Here is a 13,097-nt window from a genome sequence, read left to right as displayed (position 1 = left end):
CTCAGCACGTCGGAGTGTGGCAGCGCCGACTTGCCCCAGGCAGTTGTTTGTCAGCGTGCTGCCCTACTGTGCGCGGCAACCGGACCTGAGTGGGCAGGAGTCGAGATGGCACTGACGTTGGACCAATCTGTGGAACAGCTTGGCGACAGGCAGTCCGCCAAGCGACGCTCAGCCGCGAGGCGTCTGCGGCGGCTCGCGCAACCGGTCGCGGGTCCGCCGCTGCTGGAGGCCCTGGAACACGAGGTACAAGACCGTCGCACGTGGGAGACCCAGTACGAGATCGTCATGGCCCTGGGGATGTGCGATCACCGGCCTGCGCTCGGGCCGCTGCGCGAACTCGCCCGGGCGTCCTTCGACGCCACCATGGTGTACGTCGCCCTCGGCGACGCCATCGTCCGGTTGAGCACACCCGAGGACACGGACGATGCCCTGCGGTGGTGCCTGAACAGCGGCACCCCGAGTCTCGCCGACGGCGCGCTGCGCGCCGTCGCCATGCAGCGCCTTCACCTCGACGCCCAGACAATCGACCACCTCCTCGACTGCCTGGGCCCACTGGAGCCTAACGACGGGCTGCGCTTCTGGGCGGCAGCTGCTGCGGCGGGCTGGTCAGGTCCCCGGGTCAGGGAATTCCTCGAAGCCTGCGCGGCCGGCCCCCGGGCAGATGTTGCCGACGCGGCCGCCTCATCCCTCCAGGGCAAGTACCAGACCTACCGCCCGTTGTAGATGTGCCGAGACACGTCAGTTGTCACTGATCGTAGGTTGTGGCCTGTGCCTTCGGTCGGTTTGGGACAGGCTGGTTGGCACTGATTGGCCATCCGTCTTGAGGCCTGTCGATGGTCGCGGTTCCAGGATCTCAAGGACGCCCCGCGCGGCCGGGCGCAGGTTTTCACCGCCCCGCCCGACGACACCCTCACGACCGGAGCAGTCCTCGCGATCGCCGACCGGTTCCTCCAGGCTCGGGACGAGACGGAAGCTGTCCTGGGCGGCGCTGTCGGTGGGCCAGCAGCGCAGACTGCGGGCCCTGGCCGACCGGAACCGGCCCGGTCAAGGGCCCCTGACATGCCAGGAGATGGCCGCCGGCTTCGGCCTGGACCCAGTGCCCGCGAAGGTGGAGGCCCTGAGGTCGCGGGCGAAGCGCCTGACGTCTGTCAGATGGAGGTGGAGAGTGCTACGTGGCGCCACTGGTCGAGTTCCCGCCGCACCAGGTCCAGCTTCGCCTCGACGCGCTCGACCGCGTCCGCACCCAACTGCAGGCGCAGCGGCGGCTCGGCGGTCTCGGTGACGTCGACGATGGCCTTGGCAGCCTTCACCGGGTCGCCCGGCTGGCGGCCGTCGTAGTGGGCCAGCGCCTCGCGCACCGGTCCTGCGGCCGTGGCGTAGTCGGCGATGGTGGCCGGCTCGGTGTGGAAGCTGGAGCTGCTCAGGAAGTCGGTGCGAAAGCCGCCCGGCTCGATGATCGTGACGCGGACTCCGAGCGGGGCCAGTTCGCCGTGCAGTGCTTCGGAGATGCCTTCGAGCGCGAATTTCGACGCGCCGTACAGGCCTGCCGCCGGTACGGTGGCGAAACCTCCCACGGAGCCGATGTTCAGGACGTGCCCGGATCGCTGGGCGCGCAAGGCCGGCAGGATCGCCCGCAAGGTGTTGAGCACGCCGAACACGTTGACGTCGAACAGCGCCCGGGCGGCCTCGTCCGAGGTCTCCTCGATCGCGCCGACCAGGCCGTAACCGGCATTGTTGGCCACGACATCGATCCGGCCGAACCTGGCCAGCCCGGCCTCCACGGCAGCGGTCAGCTGCCCCGGTTCGGTCACGTCCACGTTCACCGCCAGCAGTCCATCCGGCTTCTGCGGGTACGCCTTGAGCACCGCCGACACGTCCCTCGCCGTGGCGATCACGCTGTGCCCTCGGTCCAGTGCTTCACGGGTGATCTCCGCGCCGAGCCCCCGCGACGCCCCGGTGACAAACCAAACGCTCATGTTCTCTCCTCTTCCGATGCGGACGGCTCGACGCTAGGTCCTAGAGTCGGGTCTAGATCAACAGCTACGCGGGAGGGGCACTCATGGACCTGAGCATCGGAGAGGTGGCGCAGCGCAGTGGGCTGAGCGTGCACGCGCTGCGGTTCTACGAGCGGGAGGGCCTGTTCGCCAACCCCGTACGCCGCCTGTCCAACGGCCGCCGGATCTATCACGAGGAAGATCTGGAGTGGCTGGCGATCTGTACGAAGCTGCGTTCCTCCGGCATGTCCTTGCCGGTGATCCGGCAGTACATCGAGCTGGCCTGCCAGGGCACGGGCAACGAAGCCGAGCGGCTTGCGCTGCTGCGCCGACACCAAGACCACGTGGAGGCGCAGATCCGGGAGTTGCAGGAGACCCTGGACGTGATGCGGGACAAGGTGCGGATCTACGAGGACCATCTCGCCCGAGGCGAAGCCGACCGCCTGTGGAACCCATCCCACCCGGATACCAAGCAATGCTCAGACTGAGCATCCGTCAGTGTGCCGAAGCGCGATACCTGTCACCTGCGGGACCCGACGTCCTGGGCAAGCTGCGCTGTGAGGCATGGAGGTTGTCACCGTTTGCGCATGGTAGTTGTCACCAGGGCTGGTACTCGAAATGGCTGTCACCAGTTGTTGGGCGGCCTGCTCGCGGATCCTCGGGTTGGGGTCGAGGTGGTGCCCGAGGGGTCTGCGGACGGCACCGCCCCGCCGGGTTCCCGGTGCGGGACGGCGGGGCGGCGGGAGGGCCGGTCCGGACAGTTGGCAACCTTCCGGAACTCTTGGCCGAACGCGATGGTGATGGGCCCCGTCCTGCGGAGTGTGCGGGCAGGCCGTCCGTTGTGCGCGGGACCCGCCGTCGGCGGCTTCGACGCGGCGACATTCACTGATCCGCGTGCATGCAGGGCGGGTCGGCTCGCTCCGGCTGTTACATCAGCTTGTCTCTGGTGCGTGGCGGCGTGTTGCTTGGTGTCAGGTGAGGGCGGACTCCGGGCCCTGCGGTGCGGCGGAGAGGGTGAAGGAGAGCAGGGCGGTGGCGGTGAAGTCGTCTGCGGATTCGACGGTCTGCCAGGCACCTACGTGGTCCATGAAGCCGCTGCCGCGGCCGTCGAACGCGGCGAAGGGGTTGCCGTCGTTGGTCGGGCACTTGCGCATGCCGGGGAAGGAGTTGAGGTCCTTGAGCTTCTCGGCCGCGTTGGGACCGTTGACGACGCCGCCCCGGAGGATGTCGCCTTCGCCGTTCAGGTCGCCGGCGAGGTTGGCGGGCTGGTGTTCGGGGCAGTGCGGGAAGGTGCTGCCGGCTCCGATGACGAAGGAGGAGCCCCAGGCGTTGGCGCCCAGCGTCCAGTTGCGCTGCTGGGTGGCGAACGCGTCGTAGTGGGAGTCGCCGGTCACGCGCTGGTACAGCTGGGCGGTGGCGGCCAGGCCGAAGGTGTGGGGCACGGAGTCGAAGTCGGTGTAGACGGCGCCGGCGCGGAAGGGGTCCTTGGCCGCGCGGGAGCTGCCGTCGTTGAGTTGGCGCTTGAGGTCTGCGACGAGGTCGTCGCGGGTGGCCTCGGTGGTCTGGGCGCCGGAGTTAAGGAGCTTGGCGAGGTCGGCGTGCGCGAGTGCGCTGACGTCGCCGAGTCCGAGGGTGCCGAGGGTGTCGGAGGCGGTGTACTGCTTGGCCCAGTGGCCGGCCTGCTTGGTCCAGCCGGCCGCCCGGCCGTCGTCGAGGGCCCGCGCGGCGAGGGCCAGCTCGGTGGCGCCGAATTCCATGTCGTCCTGCCAGGACGCCTCGGGGTAGAAGCTGTGCGGGAAGGCGGTGACGAGGTGCTCGCCGGGAGCGGTGTCGGCGAGTGCGTAGATGTGTGCGGCCTTCTCCAGTTCCTCGTGTGCCAGCTCGGGGTTGTCGGCGGCGTCCAGCTGTGCGGCCAGGGCGAAGGTCGCGGCCATGCGCCCGGCAAGGTTGGGGCTGATGGGCTTGCCGGGGGGTGCCGCGCGGAAGACCGGGCGGTGCTTGATCATGTAGTTCGGGTCGCCGGGCTTGACCTGCAGGGCGTCGTCGGACTCGGGCAGGCGCCAGTCGTCGTGGTCGGAGCGGATCTTGCCCGAGCCGTCGTCCGTGTCGCCCTTGCCCAGGCCGACCTGGACGTAGAGGGTGCGGGACTTGTCGTCCCACATCTTGTCGAGCCAGTCGAGCCCGTGACGGGCCTCGTCGGCCAGCTCCTTCCCGCCGACCGGCGTGGTCCGCTGCGCGAGCAGGAGACTGGCCGTGGAGTAGGAGGCGGTGTGCGTGAACTTGAGGAAGTCACCCGCGTCGTTCCAGCCGCCGGAGACGTCGACCGGACCGCCGACCGGCTTGAGGGGCGCGGTCAGGACCCTCTCGTCCTCGTCGTAGGCGGGGGTGCCGTAGACGGTGGCCTGGCGGTCCGCGAGGTGGGAGGGCTGGCGCCGCAGCCTGGCGGTTACGACGTCGGCCCCGTCGCGCTGGGCCTGGAAGAAGCCGATGTTGTCCTGGATGAGCTTGCCGAACAGCTCACCGGCGGGTGCGATGTGGAACTGCGGGGAGACCGCCTTGACGCGCCCTGCCACCTCCACCCGGTAGTCGCCGGGCTCGGTCAGGCCGGACAGGTCAAGGATGTGAACGTTCCGGTAGGTGTCGTTCCACCGGCCGGTGGAGGCGCCGACCTTGCCGCTGAACACCTCGTGCCCGGCTGTGTCACGTACCCGGAAGGACGCCGTCGCCGCCGCAGGAAGTGAGGTCATCAGGTAGGCATGCTTGGTCTCTCCTGGCGTGTAACCGACCTGGTCCACACGGACCTCGGCGCGCGGACCTCCCGCCAGGGCGTCCGACCCCTGAGCGGACTGGATACAGAAGACCGCGACGACCGAAGCGGCCACGCCTGCGGCGGTGATACCGATGACACGAGTGCGAATTTTTGCCATGCCCGCACGCTCTCAGCCGGCGAATGAGGCCAACATGAGGAAGACCGGGCAGCCGCCCCGGCGGCCCTGACGCCCCCGCTTCCCCTGTCCTCCGACGGGCACCCCCGCCCCCGCCCCCCCGCCCCGCACGCGGAAGTCCCGCCGGCACCGGCGTGACGCGCTCGCGCCCGGGACACCGGCCGGACATAACGGTTAAGCACTGCTACGGCGGCGTTCGTGCCCTTTTCGACCCAGTAGGCTCGCCCGTCATGCGTGTACTTGTCCTTGAGGACGACCCCGAACTCGGCCCCGTGATCATCAGAGGCCTGCGCGAAGCGGGCTTCGCCGTCGACTTCGCCGGTGATCTCGCGGAGGCCGACTTCAAGCTCGCGGTCAACACCTACGACTGCCTCATCGCGGACCGCACCCTGCCCGACGGCGACGCGCTCACCCTGCTCGCCGCCCAGCGCACGCAGGGCTCCACCCTGCCCGTCCTCCTGCTCACCGCCCTCGACGCGGTCACCGACCGCGTGGCCGGCTTCGAGCACGGCGCCGACGACTACCTCGTCAAGCCGTTCGCCTTCGCCGAACTCAGCGCCCGGGTCCGCACCCTGTGCCGCCGCGGCCAGCCCGCACGGCTGCCCGAACTGCGGGTCGGCGACCTGGAACTCGACCTGCCGCGCCGCCGAGTGAGGCGGGCGGGCGTGCTGCTGACCCTCACCGCGAAGGAGTTCTCCGTTCTGGAGGTCCTGATGCTGCGGGCCGGCGAGGTCGTCACCCGCACCGACCTGATCGAACGCTGCTGGGACGAGCAGGCCGAACCGCTCTCCAACGTCGTCGACGTCCTCATAGGCCAGCTGCGGCGCAAACTGGGCCCGCCCGAGCTCATCCACACGGTGCGCGGGGTCGGTTACCGCATCGACGACCAGGCCACCGGCCTGTGACGCCGCGCACCCCTGCCGTCGCGCGCCTGCACCGCGCCCGCTGGGCGATGACCCTGCTGTTCGCCGCGACCACCGCCGCCTGCCTGCTGGTGCTCGCCGTCATCGCCGTGCGCACCGACGGCCGGTCCCGGACGGACGAGCTCGACAACGGCGTCAGCCACCGGGCGGACGGACTCGCCCGCACGCTGTACTACGACGGCGGCGCCCTGCACCTCGACGCGCTGTCGGAGGACGACCTGGCCCGCAGCGCCGAGAAGCTCGGCGTCATCCAGGCACCCGAGCACGCCCGCCCGCAGATCCGCTACGCACGCGACTCCCGGGCCGCTCTTCCGGGCCAGGAAACGCTGGACGACATCTGGCAGCAGGTCCAGCACGACCAGGAGACCGTCCTGGTCAGCGCCGAGGTCGACGGTCGTGAATACCAGTGGGCCGCAGCCCCGATCTGGGACGACGACAGGATCGGCGCCGCCGTCCTGGTGGGCGCCGACCCCGCCCGGGGACTGGCCGCCCACACCCGGCTGCTGCACTGGCTGGCCGCGGGCTGCGCGGCTCTGGTGCTGGCCGCAGCCGCCGTCGGTCATCTCCTGTCCGGACGGGCCATGCGACCTGCCCTGCGGGGACTCGAACAGCAGGAGCAGTTCCTCGCCGAGGCGGCCCACGAACTGCGCACCCCGCTGGCCACCCTGCGGCTGGTGGTCGAGAACGGCAGCACCACGCCGATCCGGGCATCGGAGGCCCTGGACGAGGCCGTCCGGCTGGTCGACCGCCTGGGCCGCCTGGTCACCGGCCTGCTGGCGCGCGCCCGTGTCGAGGCCGGCACCCAGGACATCGAGCTGACCCCACTACGGCTGGACCAGCTCGTCGAACAGACCGTCGACGAACTCCCCGACCACACCGGCGTCACGCTCACCACCGAGGCCGCCATCGTCAACGGCGACCCCGAACTGCTCGCCCAGACCGTCCGCAACCTCGTGGAGAACGCGCTGCGGCACGGCGGCGGAACCCCGGTCGAGGTGAGCGTCACCCAGGGCCGCATCGCCGTACGGGACCACGGCCCCGGCGTCCCGGCCACGGACCGGAAGCGAGTCTTCGAACGCCGCGTCACGGGGCCCGCGAGCACCGGCACCGGCACCGGCCTCGCCATCGTCCGCTGGGTGGCCGAACTCCACGGTGGCACCGCCCAGCTCTCCCCGGCCCCCGGCGGCGGAGCACTGGCCGAGCTGCTGCTGCCCCAGCACACCAACACCTGAGCCGCCCCGCCCGGCCCGATCATCGAGCGTTGTGTGCTGCCCAGATCGATCTTGGTGACAGTTTGCGTGCCGATGTGGCAGGTGTCGTGCTTCGGCACAGTCAGCTTCATTGCGCCAGGACACCAGCGGTGACAACAAGCGTGTCCAGGTGGCAACTAACGTGTCCCGGCACAGTGGCCGAACGATCAAGCTCCGATGGCGCGTGCTCAAAGTTCGGTGGCACAGGACAGTCGCTGCGCAGGTGACCCGCCCTGCTGCCCGGTTGTGCGGTGCCGGTCCTCAAAAGCTGCGTGGCGAGGTGATGGCTGTAGTGGTCGAGTGCGGTCCTGAGTTCGCGAAGCTGGGGGGTGGGTCTCTGGATCACGTTCCAGATGTGCACGAGAGCTCGTGAGCGCCCGCTGGGGACTTGCAGGCAGACTGGGTGGAGGCGGGGCTCGCTGCTGGTGATCTGTGCCCAGATGTAGATCGTTCCTGTGAGGTGTTCCTCGCTCGTCCAGCTGGTACTGCGGTTGCGGATGATGTCCGCGACGAGGAGGTTCCAGTCGGCTTCCGGAAGTGCCCAGTCGTGCAGGGCCTCGCGGCGGTGGCGGTAGTCGATCAGGGGCTCTGTCGTGAGCCGGTCTGCGATCCGGGAAACCGCCTGGGCGTATTGGGCTGCCTTGCCACCGTCTCTGAGCCAGGAGGTGACGTGAACTCCTGCGGCGAGTGCGCTGTTGGCTGGAAGGCCGAGGAACTGGCCTGCTTGGAGGCGTGAGGTGTCGTGGACCGTCTGGATCAGACGAATGGCAGCGTCCCGCTGGAGGTGGAGCCCGAGGGGGTTTGCCAGGTCATGCAGTTCCGCGAGCCAGTGGTCAGGGAGTCGTTGGGGGGCGTGGCGGGGTTCGAAGTCGCCGGTGCGATTGGACTCCTGGGCGTATGCGCCGACGCGGCCTTGGCGAGTGCGGACCAAAGGTTCTCGGAGGCGCGAGAGTGCGGACCTCAGTCCGGGGGAAGCGGATCGAACGAGGTGGGCTGCGCGTTGTCGGAACTTCGCAGGCAGGGGCGGGACGAGTTCTGAGGGAAGGGCGTCAGGGTGGGTGCCGTGGGTGAGCGTGTCGGCGAACAGCAGCAGGGCGGTGCAGGTCCTCACGTCGTGGGGGAGCCCGATGGCGAACCGCGCTCGTTCATCGATGCGAGCGATCTGCTGGTCGAGGTGACCGTCGATGGCATTGAAGTGGGCGAAGTCTGGCACCAGCGGGCGGGCCGCTGGCCAAGTGTGTGCGGCACCAGTGCTGCCAACCGGCCGCGGTCTGCCGGTCGCCGTGCGGGCGGCGGGCGACCGCCGGACGGGCGGCGGGCCCGCAGTGGACGGGCGGCGGCGCTCGGCCGACCGGGCGGGACCACTCGGCCGACCGGGCTACCGACAAGCGTTTTTTCCTTGACAAATTTTTTTGTCGGATGAACCCTGGAGGGGTGCTGGATGTCGCCGTCATCGAAGAACCCGCCGCGGCCGAGGCGTCCCTGGACCCGATCCGGGCCCGGATCCTCGCCGCCCTGGCCGAACCCGGCTCGGCCGCCATGCTGGCCGGCCGCCTGGGCCTGCCCCGGCAGAAGGTCAACTACCACCTGAAGGAACTGGAGCGGCACGGGCTCGTCGAACTCGCCGAGGAGCGGCGCAAGGGCAACGTCACCGAACGGGTCTACCGCGCCACCGCGGCCTCCTACGTGATCTCCCCCAGCGTCCTCGCCGCCGTCAGCCCGGACCCCGACCGCTCCCCCGACCAGCTCTCCGCCCGCTGGCTGCTGGCCCTCGGCTCCCGGCTCGTCCAGGAGGTCGGGACCCTGCTGACCGGCGCCGCCCGCGCCCGGCGGCGGGTCGCCACCTTCGGCATCGACGCCCAGGTGCGGTTCGCCTCCGCGGCCGACCGGACGGCCTTCGCCGAGGAACTGGCCCAGGCCGTGGCCGCCCTCGTCAGCCGCTACCACGACGAGTCCGCCCCCGGGGGCCGCAGCCACCGGGTGGTCGTCGGACTCCACCAGATCCCCTCGGCAGCACGGCCCGCGGCGGAGACGGCCGGGACCGACGCGCAACAGCCCGAGGACGAGCCGAACCAGGAGAACCCGCGATGACCCACCCGTTCGAGATCGAGCTGGAGACCTCCCTGCCCGCGAGCCCCGAACAGGTCTGGGAGGCGATCGCCACCGGACCGGGGATCGACTCCTGGTTCATGGGCCGCAACGAGCTGGACCCGCGCGAGGGCGGCACCGCCGCCATGGAGGTCGGGGGCCACCGCGAGGAGGCGGTGATCACCGCCTACGAACCCGGCAAGCGCCTGGCCACCCGCACGACCACCGCCGAGGACGGCCGCTTCATGGCCTTCGAGTACCTGATCGAGGGCCGGGACGGCGCCGCCACCGTGCTCCGCGTCGTCCACAGCGGCCTGCTCGGCGACGACTGGCAGGACGAGTACGACGCGCTGCGCCGCGGCTGGCCCTTCCACCTCCACACGCTCCGCGAGTACCTCGCCCACTTCCCCGGGCGCACTGCCACCCCCGTCTTCGCCGCGGCGCCGTCCACCGGGCGGCCGGAGCCGGAGGTCCGCACGGTCCTCGCCGACGCACTGTCACTGCCCCTGCCGGTCACCGTCGGTGCACGGGCCCACGGCGGACCGGCCGACCTGCCGCCGCTGGACGGCGAGGTGGTCTGGGCGGACGACGAGCGCCTGGCGGTCCGCACCGCCGACGGGCTCCACACCTTCCACCACGGCTCGGGCCTGGTCCTGATGTTCCACCACCTCTTCGGCCCGGCACCGGCGGGGGCCGAAGCCTCCTGGCAGCAATGGCTGACCGGCCTCCTCGCCTGACCGTCTGACCGCTCGCCCGCTGGACCGCTGGACCGCCCGCCCATCTGCACGTCTGCACGTCTGCACGCCCCCCGATCCGCACCCGTACGAAGAACAGAGGAACCACCGATGCGCACCCTGATCAGCACCGCCTTCATCTCGCTCGACGGCGTCGTCGACTCCCCCGGCGGCGAGCCCGGCTACCGGAACGCCGGATGGACCTTCAAGGACATCGAGTTCGTCCCCGAGGCGTTCGAGATCAAGGGGCGGGAGCAGGAGGAGGCCGGCGCGATGCTGCTGGGCCGGGTCAGCTACCAGGCGTTCAGCCCGGTGTGGCCGGACATGGCGGACTTCGCCCGCTACAAGACCCTGCCCAAGTACGTCGTCTCCACCACCCTCACCGAGGACGACCTGGTGCCGAACTGGGGCGAGACCACCATCCTGCGCTCGCTCGACGAGGTCGCCGCCCTGAAGGAGACCGAGGGCGGCCCGATCATCGTCCACGGCAGCGCCGCCCTGAACCGGGCCCTCTCGGACGCCGGCCTGATCGACCGCTACCACCTGCTCGTCTTCCCCGTACTGCTCGGCGCGGGCAAGCGCCTGTTCAGCGCCACGGACAAGGACGCCCAGAAGCTGAAGCTGGTCGAGTACGCGGCCTACGACAACGGCCTGCAGAAGCAGGTCTTCGACGTGGTCCGCTGACGGCCCCGCAGGGGGATCGACGATCGGATCACGGTCGGACGGGCATCGGGCCTGACAATTCGTCAATGCTCCTGCACTGGGCGTGCGGTAGCGGGCGGCGGCGGCAGGCGGAGGGCAGCGGGCGACGGGCTACGGGCGACGGCGGCAGGCGGCCGAAACCGGTGGACAGACCTCCGCTCGTCGACAGACTGGTCGCATGACTGCGACGGACGACAAGACCGACCTCCGGATCTACCTCCAGGACGCCCGCGACGCGCTGCTCTGGAAGCTCGACGGCCTCTCCGAGTACGACCTGCGCCGCCCGCTCACCCCCACCGGGACGAACCTGCTCGGTCTGGTCAAGCACCTCACCGGGGCCGAGGCGATGTACTTCGGCGACACCTTCGGGCGCCCCTTCCCCGAGCCGACCCCGCTGTGGTTCATCGGCGACACCGAGCCGAACGGCGACCTGTGGGCGCGGGCGGAGGAGGGCACCGAGGAGATCGTCGGGCGCTACCGGCGGGTCTGGGCGCACTCGGACGCCACCATCGAGGCCCTGCCGCTGGACGCGACCGGCCGACTGCCGTTCGGCGACCGCCCCGAGCAGACCCTGCACCGGGTGCTCGTCCACATGATCGCCGAGAGCCACCGCCACGTCGGCCACGCCGACCTCGTCCGCGAACTCGTGGACGGCGCCGTCGGCCAGCGCCCCGACGGCATCAACACCGCCGAGGGCGACGCGGACTGGTGGCGGGCCCACCACGACCGCGTGGAGCAGGCCGCCCGGAAGGCCGGCGGGCTCGCCTGACCCGCGGGTCGTCCGCCCCCGGTACGGTGCCCGGATGGACCGGGTGGAGTGGATCGATTCCGAGGGCGGGCCGCTGGTGCTCGTCCCCGAGGCGGCGCTGGGCGCGTGGACCGGCAGCGAAGGTGCGGACTACGACCGGGCCTGCGGGGTCGACGGTCACGTCGGGCTGCTGGACGTCGGCGGGGCACAGGCGCTGGTCCTCGGCGACGGGCCGCTGTCGACGACCCACCTGCCGGAGCGGGGACTGCTGCTGCGATGGATGGCGGCGGAGTCGGAGGAGGCGATCCTCGCCGCCCTGCCGCGGGCGCTGCAACTCGCCGAGTGGGAGCCCGAGTTGACCTGGGAGGTCGGGAACGGGCCGGTGTACCTGTTCGACGCCGGATGGACGGGCGGGGAGTCCGCCACCGAGGGGCGGCTCCGCCTCGACCTGCCCGCCGGGCGCCGGCGCGTCCGCGCCGCCCGGGTGGAACCGGACGAGCAGGCCCAGGTCGTGCTGGTCCGGCTGGATCCGGTCGGCGGCTGACCGGAGGCGGCGGGCTCCGGCCCGGCCACCGTCCCTCACCGGCCCCGGCCCCGGCTCCGGCTCCGGCTCCGGCTCCGGCTCCGGCCACCGTCCCCGGCCGCCCAGGTTCCCGCAGGTGGGCGGGTACGCCTCGCGCTCCGCCGCGCCCCCGGCCACCGTAGAGTGCGGGCATGACCGAGGCGGAACAGGGCGTGCGGATGGCCGTCCAGTGCTGGGACTGCGGGGGCACCGCCGTCCGCAGCGTCGGACAGTTCCTGATGCACGGGCGGGACCTGTGGTGGGACGCCGAGCGCTCCTGCCCGCACTGCAACGCCCACCTGTGCGAGCACTCGGGACCGGAGGACCTGCCGGAGGACGTCCGCGCAGCGCTGCTGACCACCCACGGACCGGCCCGGCTCCGGCTCACCGGACCGCTCGCCGACCCGGTCGCGGCGCTGCGCGCGCTCCGCGAGGGCTCGGCGGCCTCGCTGCCGCAGGCACGTGAACTCCTCGACCGACTAAGGAACTTCGAGCTCGCCGGGACGGCCGTCGAGATGGCGTACTGGCGGGCCCGGCTGGCCGAGCGGGGCATTGCGGCGGAGGTCGCGAACGGCTTCGGCCGGGCGTACCGGTACGTGGGGCCGCCGGAGCTGCGGGAGGCCGGCGGGCCCGGCGGTCGACCGGTCCGGACGGCCGACGAGTTCACCGCCTGGATGGGCGGCCGGACCGCGCAGGAGTCGGCGGAGCCGTTCACCTTCGTGGTCGACCTGTCCGGCGCGTTGCTGCTCGCCCCGCGCCGCAGCGAGCACGTGGCCTGCGCGGGTGGGGAGTTGGTGCTGAGCGCCGGGGAGATCGGGTTCCGGCGGTCGGAGGGAGGCGGAGGCTGGGAGGTCGAGACGGTCAGCAACCACTCCACCGGCTACTGCCCCGACACCACCTCCTGGCCCGCCGTGACCGCCGCCCTCACCCGCATCGGCCTGCCGCACCCGGGCGCCTTCACGTACGGGGCGGTCTTCCGCCGCTGCCCCGGGTGCACCACGGTCAACCTCGTCCGCGAGGAGCACTACGCCTGCGCCTGCTGCGACGCGGACCTGCCCGAGGTGTGGAACGTGGACCCGGCGGCAGGGGTGTAGCCGACCGGCCCCGGGCGGGGTGCCGGAACCCGCGGCGACGACCTGCGGCGACGACCC

At 71.3% G+C, this 13,097-nt stretch carries 13 protein-coding genes; 10 read left to right on the top strand and 3 right to left on the bottom strand.

Annotation, left to right across the window (positions count from 1 at the left end; genetic code table 11):
- Positions 1–105: 105 nt before the first annotated feature.
- Complete coding sequence (locus ACIRST_RS32745) at positions 106–723, top strand: HEAT repeat domain-containing protein (RefSeq protein ID WP_350524333.1); 618 nt, start codon at positions 106–108, stop codon at positions 721–723.
- Between the two features lie 425 nt (positions 724–1,148).
- Here ACIRST_RS32745 and ACIRST_RS32740 read toward each other — a convergent pair whose 3' ends face one another.
- Positions 1,149–1,976: an oxidoreductase gene (locus ACIRST_RS32740; RefSeq protein ID WP_350524334.1), complete on the bottom strand. Its 828-nt coding sequence runs from the start codon at positions 1,974–1,976 to the stop codon at positions 1,149–1,151.
- 83 nt (positions 1,977–2,059) lie between these two features.
- Here ACIRST_RS32740 and ACIRST_RS32735 point away from each other — a divergent pair, with 83 nt between their 5' ends.
- On the top strand, positions 2,060–2,482 hold the full coding sequence (locus ACIRST_RS32735) for a MerR family transcriptional regulator (RefSeq protein WP_402806840.1): 423 nt from the start codon (positions 2,060–2,062) through the stop codon (positions 2,480–2,482).
- Between the two features lie 483 nt (positions 2,483–2,965).
- Here the strand turns inward: ACIRST_RS32735 and ACIRST_RS32730 are convergent, their stop codons facing one another.
- Positions 2,966–4,921 carry a glycoside hydrolase family 9 protein gene (locus ACIRST_RS32730; protein WP_402806838.1) on the bottom strand — a complete coding sequence of 652 codons (1,956 nt, stop codon included), beginning with the start codon at positions 4,919–4,921 and terminating at the stop codon, positions 2,966–2,968.
- Between the two features lie 248 nt (positions 4,922–5,169).
- Here ACIRST_RS32730 and ACIRST_RS32725 point away from each other — a divergent pair, with 248 nt between their 5' ends.
- Both ACIRST_RS32725 and ACIRST_RS32720 read left to right on the top strand, forming a co-directional pair.
- Positions 5,170–5,844 (top strand): winged helix-turn-helix domain-containing protein, encoded by a 675-nt coding sequence (locus ACIRST_RS32725; protein WP_402806835.1) that lies wholly within the window; start codon positions 5,170–5,172, stop codon positions 5,842–5,844.
- The gene (locus ACIRST_RS32720; protein ID WP_402806832.1) at positions 5,841–7,094 is read left to right on the top strand and encodes a sensor histidine kinase; all 1,254 of its coding nucleotides are present in this window, start codon (positions 5,841–5,843) and stop codon (positions 7,092–7,094) included. Before ACIRST_RS32725 ends, ACIRST_RS32720 begins: the two co-directional genes overlap by 4 nt.
- A 106-nt stretch (positions 7,095–7,200) precedes the next feature.
- On the opposite strand, the gene ACIRST_RS32715 is transcribed toward ACIRST_RS32720, so the two are convergent.
- Complete coding sequence (locus ACIRST_RS32715) at positions 7,201–8,325, bottom strand: hypothetical protein (RefSeq protein WP_402806829.1); 1,125 nt, start codon at positions 8,323–8,325, stop codon at positions 7,201–7,203.
- 221 nt (positions 8,326–8,546) lie between these two features.
- Between ACIRST_RS32715 and ACIRST_RS32710 the strand changes: the two genes are divergently transcribed.
- From ACIRST_RS32710 to ACIRST_RS32685, 6 genes are all read left to right on the top strand, one after another.
- Positions 8,547–9,203 carry a helix-turn-helix domain-containing protein gene (locus ACIRST_RS32710; RefSeq protein WP_350524337.1) on the top strand — a complete coding sequence of 219 codons (657 nt, stop codon included), beginning with the start codon at positions 8,547–8,549 and terminating at the stop codon, positions 9,201–9,203.
- Positions 9,200–9,937, top strand: coding sequence for an SRPBCC domain-containing protein (locus ACIRST_RS32705; RefSeq protein WP_350524338.1), 738 nt, complete (start codon positions 9,200–9,202; stop codon positions 9,935–9,937). The genes ACIRST_RS32710 and ACIRST_RS32705 overlap by 4 nt, the downstream gene beginning before the upstream one ends.
- Positions 9,938–10,045: 108 nt before the next feature.
- On the top strand, positions 10,046–10,618 hold the full coding sequence (locus ACIRST_RS32700; RefSeq protein ID WP_350524339.1) for a dihydrofolate reductase family protein: 573 nt from the start codon (positions 10,046–10,048) through the stop codon (positions 10,616–10,618).
- A 196-nt stretch (positions 10,619–10,814) separates the two neighbouring features.
- Positions 10,815–11,405 carry a DinB family protein gene (locus tag ACIRST_RS32695; RefSeq protein ID WP_402806825.1) on the top strand — a complete coding sequence of 197 codons (591 nt, stop codon included), beginning with the start codon at positions 10,815–10,817 and terminating at the stop codon, positions 11,403–11,405.
- A 34-nt stretch (positions 11,406–11,439) separates the two neighbouring features.
- Positions 11,440–11,928 (top strand): Imm21 family immunity protein, encoded by a 489-nt coding sequence (locus ACIRST_RS32690; protein WP_402806823.1) that lies wholly within the window; start codon positions 11,440–11,442, stop codon positions 11,926–11,928.
- A 170-nt stretch (positions 11,929–12,098) separates the two neighbouring features.
- A complete protein-coding gene (locus tag ACIRST_RS32685) occupies positions 12,099–13,040 on the top strand; it encodes a hypothetical protein (protein WP_402806821.1) in 942 nt (313 codons plus the stop codon).
- Positions 13,041–13,097: the final 57 nt, after the last annotated feature.

The sequence above is a fragment of the Kitasatospora sp. NPDC101447 genome (genome assembly GCF_044767225.1).
In the GTDB taxonomy this organism is placed as follows: domain Bacteria; phylum Actinomycetota; class Actinomycetes; order Streptomycetales; family Streptomycetaceae; genus Kitasatospora.
This window is presented reverse-complemented; position numbering and strand designations above follow the sequence as displayed.